This is a genomic window from Oscillatoria sp. HE19RPO (genome assembly GCF_024220515.1).
Lineage (GTDB): Bacteria > Cyanobacteriota > Cyanobacteriia > Cyanobacteriales > Laspinemataceae > Laspinema.
Genome location: NZ_JAMXOT010000124.1, coordinates 1 through 22,067 on the forward strand (window position 1 = coordinate 1; position 22,067 = coordinate 22,067).

General features: G+C 47.7%; 18 protein-coding genes. 11 read left to right on the forward strand and 7 right to left on the reverse strand.

The window, feature by feature from the left end; translation table 11 throughout:
- Positions 1-139: 139 nt before the first annotated feature.
- Entirely contained in the window at positions 140-1,039 is a 900-nt protein-coding gene (locus tag NG833_RS11860) for an alpha/beta fold hydrolase (RefSeq protein WP_254565497.1), read from the reverse strand.
- Between the two features lie 203 nt (positions 1,040-1,242).
- The gene (locus NG833_RS11865; protein ID WP_254565498.1) at positions 1,243-3,096 is read right to left on the reverse strand and encodes a CapA family protein; all 1,854 of its coding nucleotides are present in this window, start codon (positions 3,094-3,096) and stop codon (positions 1,243-1,245) included.
- A 237-nt stretch (positions 3,097-3,333) separates the two neighbouring features.
- Here NG833_RS11865 and rfbB point away from each other — a divergent pair, with 237 nt between their 5' ends.
- The 5 genes from rfbB to NG833_RS11890 all read left to right on the forward strand — a co-directional run bounded on the left by rfbB (position 3,334) and on the right by NG833_RS11890 (position 8,188).
- On the forward strand, positions 3,334-4,443 hold the full coding sequence (gene rfbB, locus NG833_RS11870; protein WP_254565499.1) for a dTDP-glucose 4,6-dehydratase: 1,110 nt from the start codon (positions 3,334-3,336) through the stop codon (positions 4,441-4,443).
- A gap of 556 nt (positions 4,444-4,999) precedes the next feature.
- Positions 5,000-5,725, forward strand: coding sequence for a DUF4114 domain-containing protein (locus NG833_RS11875; protein ID WP_254565500.1), 726 nt, complete (start codon positions 5,000-5,002; stop codon positions 5,723-5,725).
- Positions 5,726-5,916: 191 nt separating this feature from the next.
- Positions 5,917-6,756, forward strand: coding sequence for a cyanoexosortase A (gene crtA, locus NG833_RS11880; protein ID WP_254565501.1), 840 nt, complete (start codon positions 5,917-5,919; stop codon positions 6,754-6,756).
- Between the two features lie 2 nt (positions 6,757-6,758).
- Positions 6,759-7,427, forward strand: a complete 669-nt coding sequence (locus tag NG833_RS11885; RefSeq protein ID WP_254565502.1) for a cyanoexosortase A system-associated protein — start codon at positions 6,759-6,761, stop codon at positions 7,425-7,427.
- A gap of 38 nt (positions 7,428-7,465) precedes the next feature.
- Positions 7,466-8,188 (forward strand): HpsJ family protein, encoded by a 723-nt coding sequence (locus NG833_RS11890; RefSeq protein WP_254565503.1) that lies wholly within the window; start codon positions 7,466-7,468, stop codon positions 8,186-8,188.
- Positions 8,189-8,252: 64 nt separating this feature from the next.
- On the opposite strand, the gene NG833_RS11895 is transcribed toward NG833_RS11890, so the two are convergent.
- The 3 genes from NG833_RS11895 to rpaB all read right to left on the reverse strand — a co-directional run bounded on the left by NG833_RS11895 (position 8,253) and on the right by rpaB (position 10,307).
- Entirely contained in the window at positions 8,253-8,771 is a 519-nt protein-coding gene (locus tag NG833_RS11895) for a DUF456 domain-containing protein (protein WP_254565504.1), read from the reverse strand.
- A 59-nt stretch (positions 8,772-8,830) separates the two neighbouring features.
- Positions 8,831-9,484, reverse strand: coding sequence for a cofactor assembly of complex C subunit B (locus NG833_RS11900; RefSeq protein ID WP_254565505.1), 654 nt, complete (start codon positions 9,482-9,484; stop codon positions 8,831-8,833).
- A gap of 94 nt (positions 9,485-9,578) precedes the next feature.
- Entirely contained in the window at positions 9,579-10,307 is a 729-nt protein-coding gene (rpaB, locus tag NG833_RS11905) for a response regulator transcription factor RpaB (protein ID WP_254565506.1), read from the reverse strand.
- Between the two features lie 164 nt (positions 10,308-10,471).
- Between rpaB and radA the strand changes: the two genes are divergently transcribed.
- Positions 10,472-12,307 carry a DNA repair protein RadA gene (gene radA / locus NG833_RS11910; protein WP_254565507.1) on the forward strand — a complete coding sequence of 612 codons (1,836 nt, stop codon included), beginning with the start codon at positions 10,472-10,474 and terminating at the stop codon, positions 12,305-12,307.
- A gap of 41 nt (positions 12,308-12,348) precedes the next feature.
- Positions 12,349-14,424: a WD40 repeat domain-containing protein gene (locus NG833_RS11915; RefSeq protein WP_254565508.1), complete on the forward strand. Its 2,076-nt coding sequence runs from the start codon at positions 12,349-12,351 to the stop codon at positions 14,422-14,424.
- Here the strand turns inward: NG833_RS11915 and NG833_RS11920 are convergent, their stop codons facing one another.
- Complete coding sequence (locus tag NG833_RS11920; RefSeq protein WP_254565509.1) at positions 14,425-15,171, reverse strand: creatininase family protein; 747 nt, start codon at positions 15,169-15,171, stop codon at positions 14,425-14,427.
- Positions 15,172-15,404: 233 nt separating this feature from the next.
- On the opposite strand from NG833_RS11920, the gene NG833_RS11925 reads away from it, so the two are divergent.
- From NG833_RS11925 to NG833_RS11940, 4 genes are all read left to right on the forward strand, one after another.
- Complete coding sequence (locus NG833_RS11925; protein WP_254565510.1) at positions 15,405-16,157, forward strand: response regulator transcription factor; 753 nt, start codon at positions 15,405-15,407, stop codon at positions 16,155-16,157.
- A 204-nt stretch (positions 16,158-16,361) separates the two neighbouring features.
- Positions 16,362-17,708 (forward strand): cell wall metabolism sensor histidine kinase WalK, encoded by a 1,347-nt coding sequence (locus NG833_RS11930; RefSeq protein ID WP_254565511.1) that lies wholly within the window; start codon positions 16,362-16,364, stop codon positions 17,706-17,708.
- Between the two features lie 106 nt (positions 17,709-17,814).
- Positions 17,815-18,498, forward strand: a complete 684-nt coding sequence (phoU, locus tag NG833_RS11935; RefSeq protein ID WP_015148120.1) for a phosphate signaling complex protein PhoU — start codon at positions 17,815-17,817, stop codon at positions 18,496-18,498.
- Positions 18,495-20,750, forward strand: a complete 2,256-nt coding sequence (locus NG833_RS11940) for a PhoX family phosphatase (RefSeq protein ID WP_254565512.1) — start codon at positions 18,495-18,497, stop codon at positions 20,748-20,750. Before phoU ends, NG833_RS11940 begins: the two co-directional genes overlap by 4 nt.
- Positions 20,751-20,950: 200 nt before the next feature.
- Here NG833_RS11940 and nadC read toward each other — a convergent pair whose 3' ends face one another.
- Positions 20,951-21,823 carry a carboxylating nicotinate-nucleotide diphosphorylase gene (nadC, locus tag NG833_RS11945; protein WP_254565513.1) on the reverse strand — a complete coding sequence of 291 codons (873 nt, stop codon included), beginning with the start codon at positions 21,821-21,823 and terminating at the stop codon, positions 20,951-20,953.
- Positions 21,824-22,067 lie beyond the last annotated feature (244 nt).

Here is a 22,067-nt window from a genome sequence, read left to right on the forward strand (position 1 = left end):
CAACAAATAAATCATCCTTGCTTTGATGCGATCGCACCTAACAAGGCTCTTTTAGCCCGCGCAGGCACCGCTTTGTCCGTGTAGCCCCAGGCTTGAGCCTGCGGGTTTTTTGAAGGTTTTATTTTTTGGAGTTCCCTGATTACCGCACCTGAGACAGAACCCAATCGCGAATTAATTCATTGACGCGATCGGGAATCTCATCATGAGGACAATGCCCTGCCTTGAGAAAATATTCCGTAACCTGGGGGTAATATTGCCGAAACTTATTGCTGCGTTCCTGGATTTTCATCCAAGGATCTCCTTCTCCCCACAGGGTTAACAGGGGAGCCTTCAGTTGGGATAGCAAGATATCTACTTTTTCACCCGGTGGTGTTTTAAAAATCGCGGCGAATACCTGTGCCGCACCGCGATCGCAAGAGGGACGATAAATTTCCTCCACCAGTTGCTCTGTCACTGCCGAAGGATCCAGATAAACTTTCATCAAAGTCTTCCGAATCGTGGCACGACGGCGCGTCCATTGGAACAACAGGAAGCTCACCCAATTTTGCCGAAACGCTGCTTTCAACGCAGTATTCAGCGCTTTCCGATAGAAGGGAGGTTCCGGACGAGGTTCGGTTTCTGTAAAAGGACCGGCACTATTGAGCAAAACCACTCCGGCAACGGATTCGGGACATTGAGCACCTAAACATAACGCCGCATATCCTCCCAGGGAGTTGCCGACAACCACCGTGGGTTTGCCGATATGGGTTTGAATGAAATCTTGTAATTGGTCCCGCCAGAGTTCTCCACTATAAATGCAGTTGGGTTTAGCCGATCGCCCAAAACCCAACAAATCGATCGCCCAAACTTCAAACTCGGTTTGTAACCCGGCGATCGTTTTACGCCAATGATCTGTCGAGGCCCCAAAACCATGAATTAGCAGCAGGGGGGGTCTATCCGGACGGCGATCGCCTGCACGAACATAATAAATAGGGCGATCGCCCCATTCCCAGTATGCACCCGGTATCGGCTCAGTGTTGATTGACGAGGTTACCTGCATCACTTAATACGATTTTTTGCCATAAAAACAAACAACTTTCTTCATTGTAAAAGATTGTAAAGCATAACTGGCAAGGGTGAAACGCTCTGCCGTCCCTACATTCGCGAGGTGCATCCTCTGATTTTGCCGAATCTCAAACCCTCGCCCCACCTCATTTTCATCTCCTTCCCGTTCGCCATTACTTCCCGTTTAACGCTCCCTTTTTACTGAGAATTTACCTTCACAATTTTTCCATCAGCTTCGATAGACAGGGGAGTTTCAGGAAAATCGCTTTTAGTTAATCTTTGCATTAACTTCACCGTGCGATTTTGAGAATCATAGCTAGGAATTCCTTGACCATTCAAATGAATCGGAATAACCTGACCCCCTATAAAATTCCCTTCCAAATCCATTTCTGCTTCCAAAATCAAAGAATATCCCAATTCCGCTACCGTTGAAAAACTGCGATATCCCATAAAATTGCCTAAAGAATAGGCAATTAATTTACCCTTGTAAACCTCTAATGCCCGGGGAACATGAGGACCATGACCTAAGACTAAATCCGCCCCAGCATCAATCATCGCCCGAGAAAATTCCACCAAATTTCCTCGATTTTCTCCAAAAAAGGTTTCCGTGCGGTTTTTAACATGAATAGCGCCGGTTCCTTCTGCACCACCATGAAAGGAAATCACAACTAGAGTGGCATTTTCCTGGGCTTCCTCAACCAGCGCTTTTGCCGTATCTAAATCCAGAATAGAGTTGTGATAGGAGTAGGTACTAAAACCAATAAAAGCGATGGGAATGTCATTCACCGTGGTATAAGCAATTTCCCCTTTCCGGCTGGCGGCAACCATTCCAGCCGCTTCTATGTTTTTGATGGTATCTTCAAAGCCTTGGTCTGTAAAATCCAATGAATGATTATTTGCCACACTTAAAACGTTAAAACCCGCTTCTTTTAATAGGCGGGTATAACTGGGGGGAGTACGAAATGCGAAAATATTAGGACGACTGACATCTTTGGCTGAATAAGGATGATTGGTTAAGGTACTTTCAAAGTTACCAAAAACTAAATCTGCTCCTTGTAAATAAGGGGTAACGCCCTGAAAAAGTGTCTCAGGCTGGGGGTGAAGCTTATTCGTGGGAAAGTCAACTCCCGGAATAATATCTCCCACGGCTTTAATGGTAATAGGCCGGTTGGGAATGGAAGATTCAACAATTTCAGAAAGTTGTTGGAAGTTGCTGAGAATGTTGTCCGCTTGTAAGGGTTGGAGGGAGTTGGGACGGGCAGCAAAAGAGGGGAATTCAGGGGGGTTAGGAAGTTTGACCGTGGCGAGGGTTTCGGAAGCGGTGGATAACAGAACGGCGGGATGGAATTTTTCGCCGTTTCTAAAGAAATCCCAACCTGTGCCGAGGACAAGACTGAGGATTCCCAGGGTGGGTAATACAATTTTCAGGGTATGCCCGATCGCCCGGGATGTTTTAGATGGGACTGTCTTTCGGGGTGGAGGGTTGTCTATCTGGGCGATCGCCGGTTGGGAAATCACGGGATCCTCTAGGGGGCGATCGCTCTGAGCGATGGCGGCTGAACTGACGCCAATCTCAGGGTGGGTAATCTCCCTGGGAGTCTGTGCCGATGCCTCTACGGGAGTGATGGAAGGGATGGAAGGAGTCGGGGAGATGGGGGGTTTGTCTGTCGTAATCGGTAAGGATTCTGGAGTGGCGACGGGTTTTGAAGCCGGTTTCTCCGGTGCCGCCGAGGGAGAAGTCAGGGGGCTAATGGTGGCTTTGCCGAACTCAAAGGCTTCATCCCATGCCGGAACTTTTTGACCAATTTGGCGGGCATAAACCCGGACGGAGTGAATGGAACGGACATTGAGACGAGTGAGTCCATCCTGAATGTAGGCGAGATAGGCTTGGCGATCGGGGATGCGATCGGCTTCTAAGAGAATATGCAGTCGATTGTCGTGACGAACCACTTGGGCAGTCATGTTTCTGATTCGTAATGCTTGATTCAGCAAGACAGCGATCGCCGATGGATCCCCTTGCTTTGCTAAATTCACGATATTTTGCGCGTCCACAATCCGTTTCCTCACACCAATAAATAGAGTTTTTCATGCTCGGGGTAGACGTTACACAGGGTAAGCCCTCTAATTGGGATGGCGATTGCTCCGCAAAGTGCCACCTCTGTGTTCAAACCCCTTGAAGTATCCAATGCTGTACCGATACTGATCTATTACAAGAACCGGGTCACTCTTCTCGGCGATTTTCAGGGTATTTTTGAAGAAGTCTGCTAAGAAATAGAGAAGCTAATCTGCATGACCTCTAGTCTGAACTCTCCTCAAGATCGAAAGTCCCGTCGAGTATTAGTGACTGGCGGTGCCGGGTTTATTGGCGCTAACTTCGTTCATTACTGGTGTCGGCGCTACCCCGGCGATCGCCTGGTGGTCCTTGATGCCCTTACCTATGCCGGTAATCCCCAAAATTTAGCCAGTCTTGAAGGCAACGAGAACTATCGGTTTGTTCAGGGGAATATTTGCGATCGCCCTTTGGTGGAAACTCTGCTCAAAGAGGAGGCGATCGATACCGTCGCCCACTTTGCTGCCGAATCCCATGTAGACCGCTCTATTTTAGGTCCTGCCGCATTCATTCAAACCAATGTGGTTGGTAGTTTTACCCTGTTAGAAGCCTTTCGCAATCACTGGCAAACTTTGCCGGTTCCTGGTTCGGGAAAACGGGGACCGATTTTTCTCCATGTGTCCACGGATGAAGTCTATGGCAGTCTGGGTCCTCTGGACCCAGGGTTCACCGAGCAGACCCCTTATGCACCCAATAGTCCTTATTCTGCGTCAAAAGCAGGAAGTGACCATTTAGCCCGTGCCTACTATCACACCTACGGTCTCCCCACCCTGATTACCAATTGCTCCAATAATTATGGCCCTTACCATTTCCCCGAAAAGCTGATCCCCCTAATGTGCATTAATATGCTACTGGGTAAAGCGTTACCTGTGTATGGGGATGGGCAAAATATTCGGGATTGGTTGTATGTGGAGGACCACTGCCGGGGGTTAGATGTGGTGATTCACCAGGGAACTCCGGGGGAAACTTATAATATTGGCGGGAATAATGAGGTCAAGAATATTGACTTGGTAAGGATGCTATGTCAGTTGATGGATGAGTTGGCTCCCGATTTGCCGGTGCGTCCTTGCGAGTCTTTGATGACTTTTGTCAAGGATAGACCGGGCCATGACCGCCGCTATGCGATCGATGCGAGGAAAATTAAGACGGAGTTAGGGTGGACTCCTACGGTGACGGTGGAAGAGGGTTTACGGCAAACGGTTCAATGGTATTTGACTCATCAAGAGTGGTGGCGTCCTCTCCTTTCTCCGGAGTATCAGGACTATTATGGCCAGGTTTATGGGAATTAAGGGGTTAGGGTTCTGAAGAGGGTCTAGGCGATCGCCCTCATCAGTTCCGTAGTTTTACAGGGGGTTTTCACGACATCAGGGCGATCAGATCCAATTTTAAAAACCCTTCAGACAGTACAACTCTGAATATTTCGTAAGTAAATCTCCGTAAAAGTACGGAGATTTTTACCTACTTTTTATTGTCCAATCAGTGAACTCCGAAATGCCTATTTTGAGCTTGCGATCGAGATCGCTAAGACCATGCCTGCGCGATCGCAGCTTGTATCCGGTGATGGGAGTATATTATTTAACAAGGGCAACCCTATCAAACCCTAAATTTCTCAGGCCAGAGAGTATTGTAAAGATTCCATAAAGACTCTAGCCGATCGCCAGAAAGTAGGTCATTATAGAAACAGATATAGCAATCATAACTCACTTTTGACAGGAATTGAGGTTTGGTAAAGTTTTGACCCTATCCTTGTGGGAAAATCGGGTATCTCTAATTTTCAGGATCATTTAATTGCTATATAGCTGAGTTGTCGGAATCATACAAATACTAAAGACGGGAGTGCAGAACATGAACAAATTACTAGCCATCAGTGTAACCGCAGCTACATTAACGAGCTTGCTTGGTATGGCTAAACCCGCTAGTGCCTTTACCTTCGGGACGGACGGTATCAGCTTTAATACCACCCAACAAGTTAGATTCAATTTCACTAGCTCTAACAATGCTTTTCAGTCCACGGTGAAAGTGTTTGAAGTGCTCAGCAATGGACAATTGCAAGAGGCCACTAATGGTGTGTTGTCTGAAGAACTGAAGGCTTCTGACAACGGCCCTAGAAATGGATTCCAATCAACATTAGGTAATGCAGTTCAACAGGTCAACGACACCTTTACTTTCCTAGCAGGGAGAGTCTATACCCTAGGACTGGTCAGCACGTTTACCCGTACTGAGGCTGGAACGCTCCGCACCATAGATGCTGGAACGGTCTACAGCACCTCTCGATTCAACATATTGAATGGCTTGATGGGTAAGCAGCGTGCTGTTTTTGGGTCCACAGGTGCACCAGAAGGGCAAGCCTTCAACGCAGCCAGTTCCTTCCAGTCCGCCAACCCTTTTAATGGCCCTGTAGCAATTGGGTTTGAAGATATTAAGTGGGGAAATGGTGACAATGACTTCAATGACTTCGTGGTTACTGCTCAGGCGGTTCCTGAGCCTTTGACCATGGGTGGATTAGCTTTAGGAGCAGCAGGACTCGCCGCAGCCCGTCGCTCTCGAAAACGCCACACCACTGAAGCCTAGTCCCCTATCCAGGGTTGAGATGCTCTCAATGGACGGAAATTTAGTATAATAAGGCAGTTGGCAATCGCGCTAACTGCCTTTTTACTCGCCAACTTTCTCAGTGGTAGAGACCCATCTGGAAAGGCGATCGCCAGGTTAATCAGGTATTGGCTTGAATATTCAACCTATTAACAGTTTGTGGTGACTTTCAAATGTCTTTTGTACAAACGCTACAAGAACCCAAATATTGGTTATTGGGAATCGGATTCGGATTAATGACCCTCAACATAACGTTGACCTGGAGATATGCACCCGTAGATATCGTAGGTACCAGTCTTCTATTTTGGGGGGGGGCAGCCTTTCTAATTTGGGAAAGATATAGATCATTTCACCTTCAAAGCGGCCCTATTTCGACTCTTTTAGGCTTGTTGATTATCGCCTTAGTTCTTACGAAAAGTTCTACCCTGAATACCTACGATATCTTTCTGCGACTTTCTCCGGTGATGTCAGGATTCGGGTTAGCTCTGCTGGCTTCAGGGATTAAAGGACTCAAGCGATATTGGCAGGAACTATTTATTTTAGGCTTTATGTCGATTTCGACCGGGTTACTGCTACGAATTTTTAATATTTCGCCGGTAACTGCAAAATTTTCTGCGCTTGTCTTATGGTATCTAGGGTTTCCCGTGACTCAGGAAGGAATTTATGTTTATCTACCCACTGGCAGTATTGAAGTTTATTCGGGTTGTTCCGGCTATAGTGCCATTCTTCAATTACTAGGTCTATCTCTTCTGTTTTTATTTATGTTTCCAACAACCTGGAAACAAAAAATTTACCTCCCACTTGCTTCTATAATTCTGGGCTTTATTGTCAATGGCCTCCGAGTTGCCTTTATGGCTTTTTTAGTGGCATATTCGGATCTCAAATCTTTTGAATATTGGCATTATGGGGATGGCTCTCTTATTTTTTCTATGCTGGGCGTCCTTTTATTAGGAGGATTCTGTTGGGTATTTATCCTCAGACATGATCCAGTCCATCCAAAAATCGACAATTAATCATGACAAATTCTTACTGGAAACCGCTGAGGATTTTCTTGTTAGTTGTGACTTTCGGAAGCATCTTTGCAGCTTTAGGAAAATCCCTCCTCTATCCGACCTCCACTCAAGCCACCGCAACTCCCTTTGATTTCCCGGAAAATCTTCCCTTAGCCTCCTGGCAACCACTTGAGAGCGTTCCCCTCGAAGAAAACAAAGAGGCTAACCTGATATCCGGCAGACTCTATGCGTATCAGCAAAATAACCGACTCCTTGAGATTGAGATGCGCTATGTCATTAAGACCAATGGTAATGTTCAAAGAATGGAAGAGCAGTACCGTCATCAGAAGATATCTCCGGGTCCACTAACCATACATCATCAAGAAGGAATAGGGTTCTATGGTCTGACAGCCACGTCTGATCGAGCCTACCTCAGTTCCTGTATCAACCCATACGGGGGGAGTACCGTCACTGGAGAGCAATTCCGGAATAACCGCAATACTTATGATTTGCGGGTTTCTCGGTTGGTCCCTTGGTTGCTGGGTCAACAAGAACTCCGCGACTTTCGCTGCCTCTGGACCCTTCTGTCTATCCCCTTAGAGGATACTACTGCCGAGCAAGCCTATCCAGTTTTGGAAAAAGCTTGGGTTTCTTGGTATGCTTGGTGGCAACCGCGTTTTCCTGACCCTTAAATTGTTTTACCCCTATTCTCGACAGGGATGCAAAATTTATGACTAAATCTGAAGGTTTCGATCTGACTCGTTCCGTTGATGAACTGTTGCGGTTTAGTGCGGATCAATTGCGCTCTATTGGTCGGCTTCGGCTGATTGGCTATGGCTTATTAGTATTAGCCTTATTTGATACGATCCAGCTTTTTATTGCCCCCGATTTCATGAATCCTGGCTGGGAATTACAAACAATGGGAGGATTGGTTGAGCGAGTGCCTGTCCCCTTATTGGGCCTAGCACTTGTTTTTTTTGGGGAAGACTATAACCGCAATAGATTAGAAGATGTTCTTTTAAAAGTGCTGTCTTGGGTCACTCTACTACTGGCGGTGCTATCTCTGTTGATGATTCCGTTAGGTGTTATCAATACGGGGCGGATTAATACTAACACCACGAATCAAATTAACGCTCAGGCTCAACAAGAGCTATCTCTATTACAACAAATTGAGGAGCAAGTCCAAACGGGAACTCCGGAACAACTGCAAACTTTGGCACTGGAACTGAATCGCTTGGGGTTACCCGTGGATGGACAAAATACGGAACAGCTTAGATCTGACATTCTTACTAATATTCCCCAGGCAAAACAACGAGTGCAGGTTCAATCGATACAACAGCTCCAAAATCAGCGCCAGACTTTACTCAAAAATTCGGTGAAGTGGAATCTGGGGGCGTTGGTTGCCAGTGTCTTATTTTTTATGATTTGGCGGGGAACGGGTTGGGCAAGGTAAACCTGGGAATCAGGGAGAAGGGACTGGAGAATTGAAAGTTTCCAGTCCCTTGGATGATTTGTTGTTATAAGCCTAAACCCGGTGGCGGCCAAGTGGTGACCACAAAGAAGATGACGACGGCTAGAGCGAGGATTCCTTGAATCAGATTGCCGATGACGGAACTGACGACTACGGCAATCCCCGCTTTAAGCGCAATTTGGAGATCTCGTCGGTAGAGGTATTCTCCGATGATTGCGCCTAACAGAGGACCGATAAAAATGCCAAGTAAAGGGCCGCCAAATGGTAAAGCGGGGAGTAGCCCTAAAAAGCCCACGAAAAAGCCCACGATCGCCCCGATTTGTCCCCACTTGCTGGCCCCGCCTCGTTTTGCCCCGAAATAGGTGGCTAATAAGTCGATGGTCACACTGAGTATTAAAACAGCGATCGCCACCCCTAATGCCCAACCCACGGTCCCAAAACCCTGGGCGATCGCCCAGATGATAATCGATCCCAAAATTAAACTCGACCCGGGAACCCCCGGCACCACAGCGCCGATGACCCCCAAAATCATCACGGCAACCAATACCCAATACAAAATGATCATAAGCTCTTAAATGAATGCGGGTGCAAAACTATTTTGAACGGTAATTCGTGAGCCATATTTTAGTCACTCTCTAAATAATGACTCAAATTCTCGGCTATTTTCTCAGCAATCCCCTCAATCCACCGTTCATCTTGTTTCGTGTAACTACGCGGCGCATTCGCCCCCAAAATCAGCACCCCCCGACTGCCCAAAGGTTGACAAATCACCCCCTGGGTATTCTCCGGTAAATAATCAAACTCAATCCGTCCCGGATATAACTTCAGCGCCACCAAATAAACCGGCTTCTGCTGGGCGATCGCCCGTTGCACGATCGCCCCAGGTTTCACCTCCCTTGAAGGCCCTAAAATTCCCCGACGCAGCAAAACTCGCCCGTCATACCACACCACCAGCGATCGCGTTACCGTATTCGTCAGCAACATCAGGGACGCCCATGCCAGCTCCGTTTTGCTCCGTTCCGGCAAATCCGGGGCCAGTTCAAACCCCTCTTCCCCAATTAACTCCACCGATTCCGGCGCTCTCGGTTGCACCTGTTGCCAAAGTAACCCCGTTAAAATTAACAACGCACTTAAAATCACCCCCAAGACATCCGATCGCGCTTGGGAATTCGTCACTTCAACACTTAACACCCGATTGGCAAAAAAAAGCACCCCGCCCAATCCACCCGCAACCAGGGGTAAGCGCCGCAATACTACATTCTCATCCGGTTTAGCCATACTCAAACAATCATCCCATCAGAGATTGGGAACAGCGCCAGAAAAACTCTTGAGAATTTAGAACTCAAAATCTAAATTCTCAATCCTCAACTGCTTACGCCTCCTCTGCCTCAATAATCCGTTGGAACAGATAACCTGTTCCCCTCGCTGTCAAAATCAGTTCCGGATTGCTCGGATCATCCTCTAGCTTGGCCCTTAAACGAGAAATATGTACATCCACCACCCGAGTATCCACATGGCGCTCCGGCGTGTATCCCCACACCTCTTGCAAAATTTCCGATCGCGAAAACGGATCCCCTGACTTGCTGACCAACAGTTCCAACAAGCTAAACTCCATCCCCGTCAGACGAATCCGCTCGTCTCCCTTATAAACCTGGCGTTTATTCGTGTCTATTCTGATATTCGCCACATGAATGACGCCCGAGCTGGGAATGCCAGAAGCACCCGTTTTCTCAACTCGCCGTAGTACCGAACGGATCCGGGCTTCAAGTTCCTTGGGTGAAAACGGCTTGACCACATAATCATCAGCCCCCAACTCCAATCCGGTGATGCGATCGGCCACATCTCCCAGGGCTGTTAGCATGATGATAGGGACATCAGATTCCTTTCTCAACTCTTGACAGACGCCATAGCCATCTAGCTTCGGCATCATCACGTCCAGTACCACTAGGTCTGGATTCTCCGTCCGAAAGGTTTCTAGTGCTTCTTCCCCATCTGCCGCTGTGACCACATCGTAGCCAATCATGGAAAGCCGTGTTTCCAGAATTCGACGAATACTAGCTTCGTCATCGACTACGAGTATTTTTTCCTTATGGTTTTCCAAGATACTCAAGGCTCCTTAAGCGTCTTATCTAATCTTTAATTTTTAATACTGTACCATTTGGATTGTCTTGCTCTTAGCCAGCAGAGTAATCTGACGGCTCCCGGCTAATACATCCAGTGCATTTTTTGCCTCCACTCATTACTCAGGGTCAATATCAATAACGAATGCCTAAGCAGCGAACTCAATATATTTGTGACGAGTGCGGAGCCGAATTTCCCCAATGGTTTGGCAAGTGTCCCGCCTGCGATACTTACGGGTCTCTTACCGAGCAAGTGATTCCCGCCACTTCTAGCAACCCTTCCCGGCCTAGTTTAAGTGGAAATTCCTGGATGCGGGAGGGGGGGGGAGATCAAAACAAATCCGAGGGACAGCCGCGATCGTCGTTTAAATTATCTCAGATTGCCGAACAGAGCATTGCTCGGTGTTCTTCGGGATATGGAGAGATGGATCGGGTCCTTGGAGGTGGGATTGTCCCGGGTTCCTTGGTCTTGATTGGTGGGGAACCCGGAATTGGCAAATCTACTCTGCTGCTGCAAGTGGCGAGTAATCTGGCTCTAGACCATCGGATCCTTTATGTTTCAGGGGAGGAGTCTGGACTGCAAGTCAAATTGCGTGCTCAGCGCTTAATCAGCGGAGTGGACAATGGAGTGCTGGAGGAGGAGACCCCATCCGAACTCCCTGAGATTGCCGATGAGACGGTCGAGATAGAAGAATTCAATGGCAACGAGGAGGAACGGTTCACCCTCTCGCCTGCTTTACCCGAAAATCCTTTTGGACCTGACTTAGTAACACAACCCTTACGGGAAAATGACAATCAACTGACGCATCAGCCAGAGGAGATGGAGCAACTAGAGGAAACCCAAGCGACTCTAGAAACCCCACCGGAGCCGGTAAAACAACCGGCAACAACTCAATCCAACGAAGAACCCCGGTTTTATTTATTGCCGGAAACAGACTTAGAAGAAATACTGCGGGAATTGGAATCTCTGAAACCCTATTTAGCGGTGATTGACAGTATTCAGACGATTTACTTTCCCTCTCTGACTTCCGCACCGGGATCCGTTGCACAGGTTCGAGAATGTACTTCGGCGCTGATGCAGGTTGCCAAGCGAGAGAATATTACTTTATTTATTGTGGGTCACGTCACGAAAGAGGGTGGGATTGCGGGACCGAGGGTTTTGGAACATTTAGTGGATACGGTACTGTTTTTTGAAGGCGATCGCTTTGCCAGTCACCGTCTGTTACGTTCCATGAAAAATCGATTTGGTGCCACCCATGAAATTGGGGTCTTTGAGATGGTGGCGAATGGACTCAAAGAAGTGGCTAACCCGTCTGAACTGTTTCTCGGCAGTCGGGATGATTTTTCCTCGGGTTCTTCTACGATTGTGGCTTGTGAAGGCACTCGTCCGATTGTGGTGGAGTTGCAGGCATTAGTGAGTCCCGCCAGTTTTGGGTCCCCGCGTCGAGCGACTACGGGGATAGATAGTAATCGATTGGTGCAAATTTTAGCGGTTTTAGAAAAACGAGTGGGGGTCCCCCTGTCGAAGTTGGATACTTATGTTAGTTCCGTGGGGGGCTTGAATGTCAGCGAACCGGCGGCGGATTTGGGGGTGGCGATCGCCGTGGTGGCGTCTTTTCGCGATCGCATTGTCGATCCGCATACGGTGATTATTGGAGAAGTTGGTCTGGGGGGTCAAGTTCGTCCGGTGTCTCAATTAGAATTGCGCCTGCGAGAAGCGGCGAAACTGGGATTTAAACGGGCGATCGTTCCCCACGGCCAAAATCCTCCGGACCTAGGATTGGAGGTGATTTCTGTCTCTAAAGTGCTGGACGCTATCATTGAAGCCATTCCGGGTCCAGCGAATCAAGCCTTTGCTGAAACGCCCAGTTCCGAGGAATCTAACACCCCCCTGCCGGGTGAGACCAACGTTGACAACTTTGTAAATGAGTTTGACGATGAGTTTGATGATGACTTTGATTCGGAAAATCCCGTTTTTTAATGCAATAGGTTGCCCAGAATAGCTTTGGGAGTAAAGGATCGATGCGATTGAACGACACCGTGAATGACTTGGATGGCAACACCTTGAGTAATAGCAACAAATCCGTGCTAGACGAACTAAGCGCCTTAATCTGGGGAACCTCTTTATTTGGAGGTCAAATTACTGGTGCTTTAAACTTTGGAATTTTAGGCCAGCTTTCCCTTGCTCAATTAAGCCATTTATTTATCATTTGGCGGAATGCGACATTTCTCCCCCAAAATTCTCGCGTGCGGCTAGTATTCATCGAAGCGCTGATTAAGGGGATTATTGTAGCCCTTCACCCCTCTAAATTTCAACCAACTGACTTGTTTTCCCCTACTGTTCCCATCAAAGGCTCAGAGTCAAGCCAAATTCAAGCATGGCTAAAACGGCGGGTAACGGCTTTACGGCAAGAGGCATTTGGTACTCATGAAAGCAAATGTTGGATAAAAAATATTACCCAGAGTTCAATGCTTTGTGGGAGTGCAGAAGAAATTTCTAGGTTGGATATCCGGACTCGTAGTCAGCAACTTCAGGACTTAAAAAAACAGATTGAAGCTGAACTTTATATTGATGCTTTACCGGAAACCATTAGGAATAATTTTCGTTCTGATTGGTTACCTTGTGTTAGTTTAATTTTGTCTGAGACCCTACAAAAAAATAAAATAATTGTAGATTTTTTAAAAGATGAAACTGAAAATTTTGCAGCCTTTCAATGGGACATGATTTCAACGATTGAAGATATTAGAAAGGTTATTCATCAAATTAAAAAAATATTAAAATATCCTCAGAATTATTTGAGTTTTATTCAAATTATTGATTTTGATACGGAAGCCCTCTATCAAGAACTGCAAAAAATAGACCATAACGATTCAGGTTTGTCCAGGCTAATAGAAGATGTTTCAACAACCAATAATCAACGGATTTTTCTGACCGACCCTAAAATCGAAAAAGTTTTAGAACTGTTAGAAAATAGTCAGGAAATTGAAGACTCTTCCTCTAAACAAGGTAGACTAGAAGAAGAACTAACAAATCCCCCTAATTTTTCCCAGAGCCGTTATAATTCTGAAAGAAAAGGGGGACCTGTAGCATCGGTGGTGCTGACGGGACTCCCGGTTCCCCGTGGAGAGTCGAGTCTAAATGAAATGCGCCCAATTTGGCGATGTGTCAATACGCTGATCGGTCATTCTGACTCTGTGGTATCTGTGGCATTCGGTCAGCAAAATAGTGACCCGGAACGGCGATCGCCTTATTTGGTAGTCAGTGGGAGTTGGGATAAAAGCATCAATATTTGGCAATTGAAAAATTTAGAACAATCCCAGGGATTACCCAATAGCATCACGGATAATTCTGCCTCAATTTATTCCGTGGCGATTAGTCCCGATCGCCAGTTTTTAGCCACAGGTTGTGCCGATTCCAAAGTTCGACTCTGGCATCTCCCCACTAATCGGCGGCTACATATTTTAACGGGCCATTCGGTCCCCATTTATTCCGTTGCCTTTAGTCCCAACGGAGAAATTCTCGCCTCCGGTAGCGGAGACCAAACTATCAAGCTTTGGCGGGTTTCTACGGGAGAATTACTCGGCACCCTCATCGGACATTCTAGTTTTATTTATTCAGTCACCTTTAGTCCCGATGGTCAGCTTTTAGTCAGTGGAAGCACCGACAAAACCATTAAAATTTGGCAGTTAGAAACCCAACAATTGGCCCGGACCTTGATTGGAAATTCCCCCGTGACTTCCGTTGCTTTAAGTCCCAACAGTCACATTTTAGCCAGTGCCAGTCGGGATGAAACCATTAAACTTTGGCAAATCCAGGGAAGTCCTTCTGAAGGCGGGACAAGAGCCGCCCCTACCAGGACCTTACGGAGTCATACCGCCGAAGTGCTTTGCGTAGCCATTAGCCCGCGATCGCCTGTATTAGCCAGCGGATCTCATGATAAAACTATTAAACTCTGGCACTTAGAAACTGGCGAATTGATTAATACCCTCACCGGCCATTTTGATTCCGTCAATGCTGTTGCCTTCAGTTCTGATGGTCATTTCCTAGCGAGTGGATCTCATGATAAAACCGTGAAGATTTGGCGACCTTTTTATTAATCATTCGGCCTTGACAAACTCTAAATAAGACCGAGTTAACTCTTGAACCGCTAAATCATACAATTGCTTCCCATGTTCAGGCGTGGCTAAATCTGGATTAGACCCCATTCTGCCATCGGGATATTTGCGGCGAAAATCTACCGCACCATAAATCGGATAACCGGAAGCTACCTGTTTGGATAAAGGAGCGGTTTTAATCGATTCAGGATAAACATACTGGGTGAGCGCAACTTCGCTGGGAGTAGCATGGGAGCCTTCTTGATTCCCATATAATTCTTTCGCGAGTTTATAAACCGAACTGCAAGTAAACCAATTCGCGATTTGGCACTGGATAGAGTCGCCATTGGGGAGGTTTAAACCCCCGATGGTATGATAGGTTTCCGAAAATGCTGCTTTCAGGGTGGCAATATTTCCGCCATGACCATTAATAAAGAAAAATTTGGTAAATCCCGCCTGAGCTAAACTGGTGAGATAGTCTTGAATCACCAGAATTAAAGTGCTGGGACGGAGGCTGATTGTGCCGGGAAAAGCGGTGTGATGCAATGCCATGCCTACATTAATAGTTGGCCCTACGACAGCCTGGGTGGCTTCCCCAACCCCTCGGGCGATCGCCTCCGCACAAATCGCATCGGTACCAATTAATCCCGTAGGGCCATGTTGTTCCGTCGAACCAATCGGCAGAATGATTCCCCTGTGATCCTTGAGATACGCTTCGACTTCAGGCCAGGTACTTAAGTGCAATAACATGGGGTGCTGGGTAAAGTGATAAAAGTGCGTGTTAAATGGATTCTCGGGATTTAAACCGAAGTTCCCATCAAGCCTGGATATTTTACCATTTTTAGGATTAAATAGCCGGAGGAAAAATTGGCGATCGCCTAGGTAACCTGCAATCGATAAATTTGGATACCCTGACCGAAACACATTTCATGGCCGTTTTGTTGTAACAATGTAAATGATATTAATCACAACAATCATTAATCATGTTTTCTGTGGAAGCAACCAAAACCCTTCCTAGGGCAGAATTCAGCAAAAATCATCGAATCTTAGTTGTAGAAGATGAAGACCTAATTCGGGAAATGCTGGTTTTAGCCTTAGAGGAAGAAGGTTACGAAGTCAGCATTGCCGCAGATGGGCAAAGCGCCTTGAACAGTTTGTATCGAGCCGAACCTGTCTCAACGGATTTTCCCTTTGACTTAATTGTTTTAGATATCATGCTCCCCCAAGTCAACGGGCTGGATTTGTGTCGCCTCCTCCGTCAACAAGGGAACCCTGTGCCGATTTTGATTTTGAGTGCCAAAGGGAGCGAAACAGACCGGGTATTAGGGTTAGAAGTAGGGGCGGATGACTACTTGACCAAGCCCTTTAGCATGAGGGAGTTTATTGCGCGATGTCGGGCTTTATTCCGGCGTCAACGCCTAAATGGGTTAATGGATCCGCAAGTCTTGCGATTTGGAGAGATTACCTTATATCCCCAGGAATGTCGGGTGATGGTTTCCACGGAAGAGGTGAATTTATCTCCAAAAGAATTTCGGCTGATTGAGCTGTTTATGAGCTATCCCCGTCGGGTGTGGTCCCGGGATCAGTTACTCGATCGCGTCTGGGGTCCGGATTTTGTCGGAGATAGCAAAACCGTTGATGTGCATATCCGGTGGTTGCGCGAAAAATTAGAGCGGGACCCCTCCCAACCGGAGTACATCATTACCGTCCGGGGATTTGGTTATCGGTTAGGCTAAAAGCGGCGATCGGTTAAACCACCTCCTGGGGATACCTCTAGCAACCATCCCTCAATTGCTTATATCATGAGACGAAAAGCGTGAAAAATATTTTCAAAGTCCCTCTCCTTTGAGGAGAGGGATTTAGGGAGAGGTTCCGATCGCCTAAGTTGATCCCAAATCATTCACTCTTAACGCCAAAGCACTCTATATTGAGGAAGCGAAATGGCTATCGTCGCATTTTTCCTGGGCCTAGCTGTGGGAATTGGATTTTGGCTGTGCCAGCAGTTTTGGATGCGCCAGCAGTTACGGCAATGGTTGGGGGGGCAGACAGTCGATTCCTTTGGCTTATATATGCCAATGATGTCTCGATTGCGCCGAGCGATCGCTTGGATGAAACAAGAGCGACAAGAGCTAGAAGCTCAAGTAGAAGAGGGACGGCAATTATTACAAGTTGCTCCCGTCGGGTATCTCCAAGTCGATGAAGAAAACCAATTAGTCTGTTGCAATTCCCAAGCGCAGGAGATCCTCCAGATTCAGAAGTGGGAACCGAGTTACCCGCGTTTATTACTGAAATTCGTGCGGTCCTACGAATTGGATCAGCTAATTGACAATACTCGACAACAGCAAAAACCGCAGATGCGAGAGTGGGTGTTTCATCCCGCTTGTCAAAATGGGTTAGAAATGGGCAAAACGAGATCGCTCACCTTACGCGGCTATAGTTGGCCCCTAGGGGAGGGACAAGTGGGGGTATTTTTAGAAAATCGCCAACCTTTAGTCACCCTGGCGCAAAACCGCGATCGCTGGATGAATGATTTAGCCCATGAACTAAAAACTCCCCTCACCAGTATTAGCTTAGTCGCTGAAGCCTTACAAGGTCGCTTAGAGCCTCCCTGGAGTCAGCGAGTCGAACGATTATCAGGAGAAACAAATCGGCTGATTAAACTGGTCCAAGACTGGCTCGAACTGAGTCATTTGGAAGTAGATCCAGGGGATAAACTGGTAATCAAACCCGTAGATATCTCTGCCTTGATTCAATCGGTCTGGCAAACCCTAGAACCGTTAGCCCGTCCGAAACAAATCAATTTTGAGTATTCAGGACCTGAACAGGTATTCATAGAAGCCGATGAGTCCAAACTCTACCGCGTCTTTTTGAATATCCTTGATAATAGTATTCGCTACAGTTCACCCCAGGGCAAAATTCAAGCCATCATTGGGACTGAGATTGTGGGCGAGGGTAACCCTAATAGCCAGCCAACTGGGGAACAAGAAATTGTCCAAATTGATATGATCGATTCAGGCTCCGGCTTTAGTCCGTCGGACATCCCTTATATCTTCGATCGCCTCTACCGAGGGGACCCAGCCCGCGCTAGACCCTCTGTTGATCCGACTCAAAACCCGGGGAAAACCTATTCCAACAGTCCAGGTTCAGGTCTAGGTTTAGCGATCGCCGAACAAATCATCACCGCCCACGGAGGCACCATTAAAGCCAGCAATCATCCTGACACCGGGGGAGCTTGGTTGCAACTGCGACTCCCTTGCGAGCGGGCCATTCTCAATTCCCAACCCTAAAATTCGGGGTCCCCAACTCCCATCCAGTCAAACGTATCCCCTAATACCGTTTTCCGAACCCGTTTTGTCAAATTATTAACCATTTGTAGCGTTATTTTTAAACCCAATGGCTAGTCAAGCCGGACTCTCTGCTTCGTCCTATAGTAAAAATTCTAGATTGACTCATTTTAGGCGGAAAGTAAAACGCTTAGAGCGCGATATCTTGCGGATGGGTGCCTTAGTGGAAAATTCTTTCCGTCTAAGTCATCAAGCTTTATTTGCCCGAGATTTGTCCGCTGCCGAAGCAATTCCCTTACTCGACAAACAAATCGATCGCTTTTATCGGCAAATCGAAGCCGAATGTGTCATGCTCATGACCTTGCAAGCCCCAGCCGCAATGGATTCCCGCTTACTCGGGGCCTTTATGCAGCTCGTGCGAGACCTCGAACGCATTGGTGACTATGCTCAGGATATCTCCGAAATTGCCGTCCAACTCTTTCCCTATCCCCCCCATCCCTGTATGGCGGAAATTGAGGAAATGTCCCACCAAGCTAGAGCCATGCTGGCAACCAGTCTCGTCGCCTTAGCCGATCTTGATGCCGAAGTAGGTCAACGGATCAAGCAACTCGACTCGATTGTAGATGATGCTTATCATAACCTTTACCAGATCTTAGCCAATCAGCGCGATATTAAAGGAGTGGTTGAACCGCTGTTATTAATGGCGTTACTGATTCGCCACCTCGAACGAATGGCGGATCATGCGACCAATATTGGCCAGCGAGTCTCCTATATCGTCACAGGTCATCGATGATGAATATCAAACGTCGCGAATTCTTGCTGTTTTTGAGTGGATTTGCCGGTACTGTCGCCCTCAGTTCCCTGCAATCTTGCAATTTCCCCGGATTACAGTCATCACCCAAGAGTCTCAATTTTAAGCCCCTCAAAGGTCCTTTGCCAGTTCCCACCGATGGCATTGCACCGGCTCAACAAATCGCCGAGTACAGTAGCTATGAGGTTCTCGACGATCTAGTTCTTCCCGAGGGCTTTACTTACGATGCGATCGCCCAATGGGGAGACCCCGTGGGCGATTCTCGTTTTGGCTATAACAATGATTACCTCTCTTTCATTGAAACATCCCCCAATGAAGGCTATCTAGTCATTAACTTTGAATATGTCAGCGCCGGGACCTGGATGCAAACCTATCCGTTAGTCATTCAGAAACCCTTACCCCTAGAAGCGGTTAAGTCGGGAATGTCTAAGGCTTCCAGAGGAGAAGCACCCACCACGATTAATGCTTTTGCTCTGGCAGACAACAACCCGCTTAAAGCCCAAATTCAACAAATTTGTGAAGAAGCCTTAATTGATCAGGGACTCGGGGTGATTTCCTTACGACAAACCCCGGAAGGCCAATGGGAAAGGACCAATTCTCTCGCAGATCGTCGAATTTCCGGCATTTCTGGGTTAAAAGATGGCCGCTATTTAAAAGTCACTGGTCCTGCGGTGAAGATTTTTCAGAAACAGCAGGTACAGGGGTATCGCGATGGATTGGGCGATCGCATCATTGGCACCTTTGGCAATTGTGCCGGTGGGACGACCCCCTGGGGAACGGTATTGAGTGCGGAAGAAAATTTCCAATCCCAGGTGTCGGAACCCGTCTATGCCGATGGCTCCTCTTTCGACCCCGGGGAGTTACCGTTTAACTTGGCTGCTAATCGCCTCCACGGACAAGGGAATGTCTTGGGGTTAGCAGGGAATAAATATGGATGGATTGTAGAAATTGACCCCACGGACCCCAATGACTATGGGACCAAGCATACTTGGTTGGGACGCTATCGCCATGAAGCGGTGGGAGTGCGGGTGGAGTCAGGTAAACCCTTGGCGTTTTATTCGGGATGCGATCGCCAGGGGGGTCACCTTTATAAGTTTGTCAGTCAAGGGGTAGTCACCAATCCTACAGATAAAGCTAACTCTAAATTATTGACCGAGGGTCAACTCTATGGGGCGAAGTTCAACCCCGATGGGACTGGAACTTGGATTCCTCTGACTCCGGAAACGGCAGTCAACCCCCAACTCCCCAGTCAGTTGGTGGGGAATGTCATCTCTTTACCCCAACGGCAACCGCCAACTACTGCAAGACAGCGGAATCAACGCCAAGGGGGTTATTTTATAGGCGATCGGGACGAACAAATCCAGACTTTTAAACAACAGTTCAAAACCCTTGATGACCTCTATATAGGCAATCCCGAAGAAAAACAAGGGGCGATTTTAATTGATGCTCACTATGCGGCTAATGCAGCAGGCGTCACCTGCACCGCCCGTCCAGAAGATACCATCATTGCTCCCGATGGTTCCCTTTATATCGCCTTTACTGCCGGAGGGTCGGCAAGCGAAGGAGGCCCCGATAACCGCATCTTTACCGGACCCAATGGCGAGACTCCCTATCCTTTTGGCTGGATTTTCCGTCTCCAGGAAGACAGCAACGAACCCGCTTCCCTCACCTTCACTTGGGAAAAAGTGGCTCTAGGTGGTGAATCCGCCCAAGGGGGAGTAGGATTCGCCAACCCAGATAATCTGTTAGTGGATTCCGGAAGTAATCTCTGGATGGTGACGGATGTTAGTACCGGGGGACTCAACCGTGCGGTTCCCTCTCGGGTAGATGATTCGGGACAGGCGATCGGTCTTGCCCAGCAAATGGGCATCTTTGGCAATAATTCGATTTGGTTCATTCCCACCTCGGGACCTGATGCTGGCAAAGCCTATTTATTCGGGTTGGGCCCAATGGAGTGCGAAACAACCGGGCCATTTTTAACCCCGGACGAACGCACTCTATTTTTAGCGGTGCAGCATCCCGGTGAAACTCATGGAATCCGGATGAATCGGGCCACGGAAACCCGGGAGTTCGCCATGCTGACTATAGAGGGAGAGGAATTTATCCAAACTCGTCAGGTCCCGGTGGGTTCCAACTGGCCTGACAAAGGACCCAATGACCCGCCAATCCCAGCGGTTGTCGCCATTCGCCGTCTCGATTCTCAGGCGATTCCTCCAAGGATGACTTCTATATAAATAAGGAAGAAAGATGGAGGGACAAATTTCAGTCCCGCTCATGTTAAAACAGGCGCTTGAAGCGCCTGTTTTCGTTTTATACCAAATCCGGAGTTCAAAAGTCGTTTTTACTCTTCAGCCCGCGCAGGCGGGCTTTGTCCGTATAGCCTCCGGGCTACAGCCTGCGGGTTTTTACAGACCTTTGACAACCGGATTCGGTATTACCCTCTAATTTTCATACTCAAGTCCAACCAGGTGGACCGAGTAATCGGGGCGCTGGTGGAGATGTAGTCTACTCCGGTTTCCCCAACGGCACGGATTGTTTCGAGGGTGATGTTGCCAGAGGCTTCAATGGAGATCCGGTCGTTATGCTGACGAATTAGGGGAACCGCTTCCCTCATCCGCTCAACCGTCATGTTGTCCAACATAATAATGTCGGCTCCATGCTCCAGAGCTTCTTTCACATCCTTTATGGTTTCGGTTTCCACTTCTATGGTTAAGGGATAGGGAATTTGGGACCGAACTCGGGCGATCGCCTCTCCAATTCCTCCTGCCGCCACAATATGGTTGTCCTTAATCATGACCGCATCATCCAATCCCATACGGTGGTTTCTAGCCCCCCCGACTTGAGTCGCATATTTTTCTAAGAGTCTCAGTCCCGGTGTGGTTTTGCGCGTATCCACCAGTTGCACCGGCAAATCGGCAATTTTTTCCACATACTTCCGAGTCAGGGTGGCAATCCCGCTCAAACGCATCCCCAGATTGAGGGCCACTCGTTCTCCAGTGAGGAGGGCATTCACCGGGCCGGTGATTTGAGCGACCACCTGTCCGGGTTGGCAATACTCCCCTTCCGCAATCTGGGGAGTGAACTCAACATCAGAGTCTAAAAGACTAAAGATGCGACGGGCGAAGGGTAATCCCGCTACGGCACCCGGTTCTTTGACAATCCATTCCGCCCTTCCTGGGGGAACTCCTTCTATATAGATAGCGCTGGTGGTGCGATCGCCACGACCAATATCCTCTAATAACCATCCCTGGAAGAGAGGGTCCAACACAATCCAAGGGGGCAACGCAGCTTGAGAATTAACTGCGATCGCCCCCTTATCCTTTCCTGTATGAGGAAATACCAAATTTTTTGTCACTTTAAACTCCTTCCCTGTATGGCTTTCAGACTTTTTTCAAAAAAAGTCAAAAATTTTCCTCAAAAACGCTTGACAAACCCTAGTGGGTTAGTTAAAGTAGTAAAGCGCGGTGAGGAAAGGCAACGAACCGAGTCGCGCCTGAACCAAGACAATTAAAGAGTTTGAAAGCCAATAGAAACCTGGTCTCGTCAAGAGA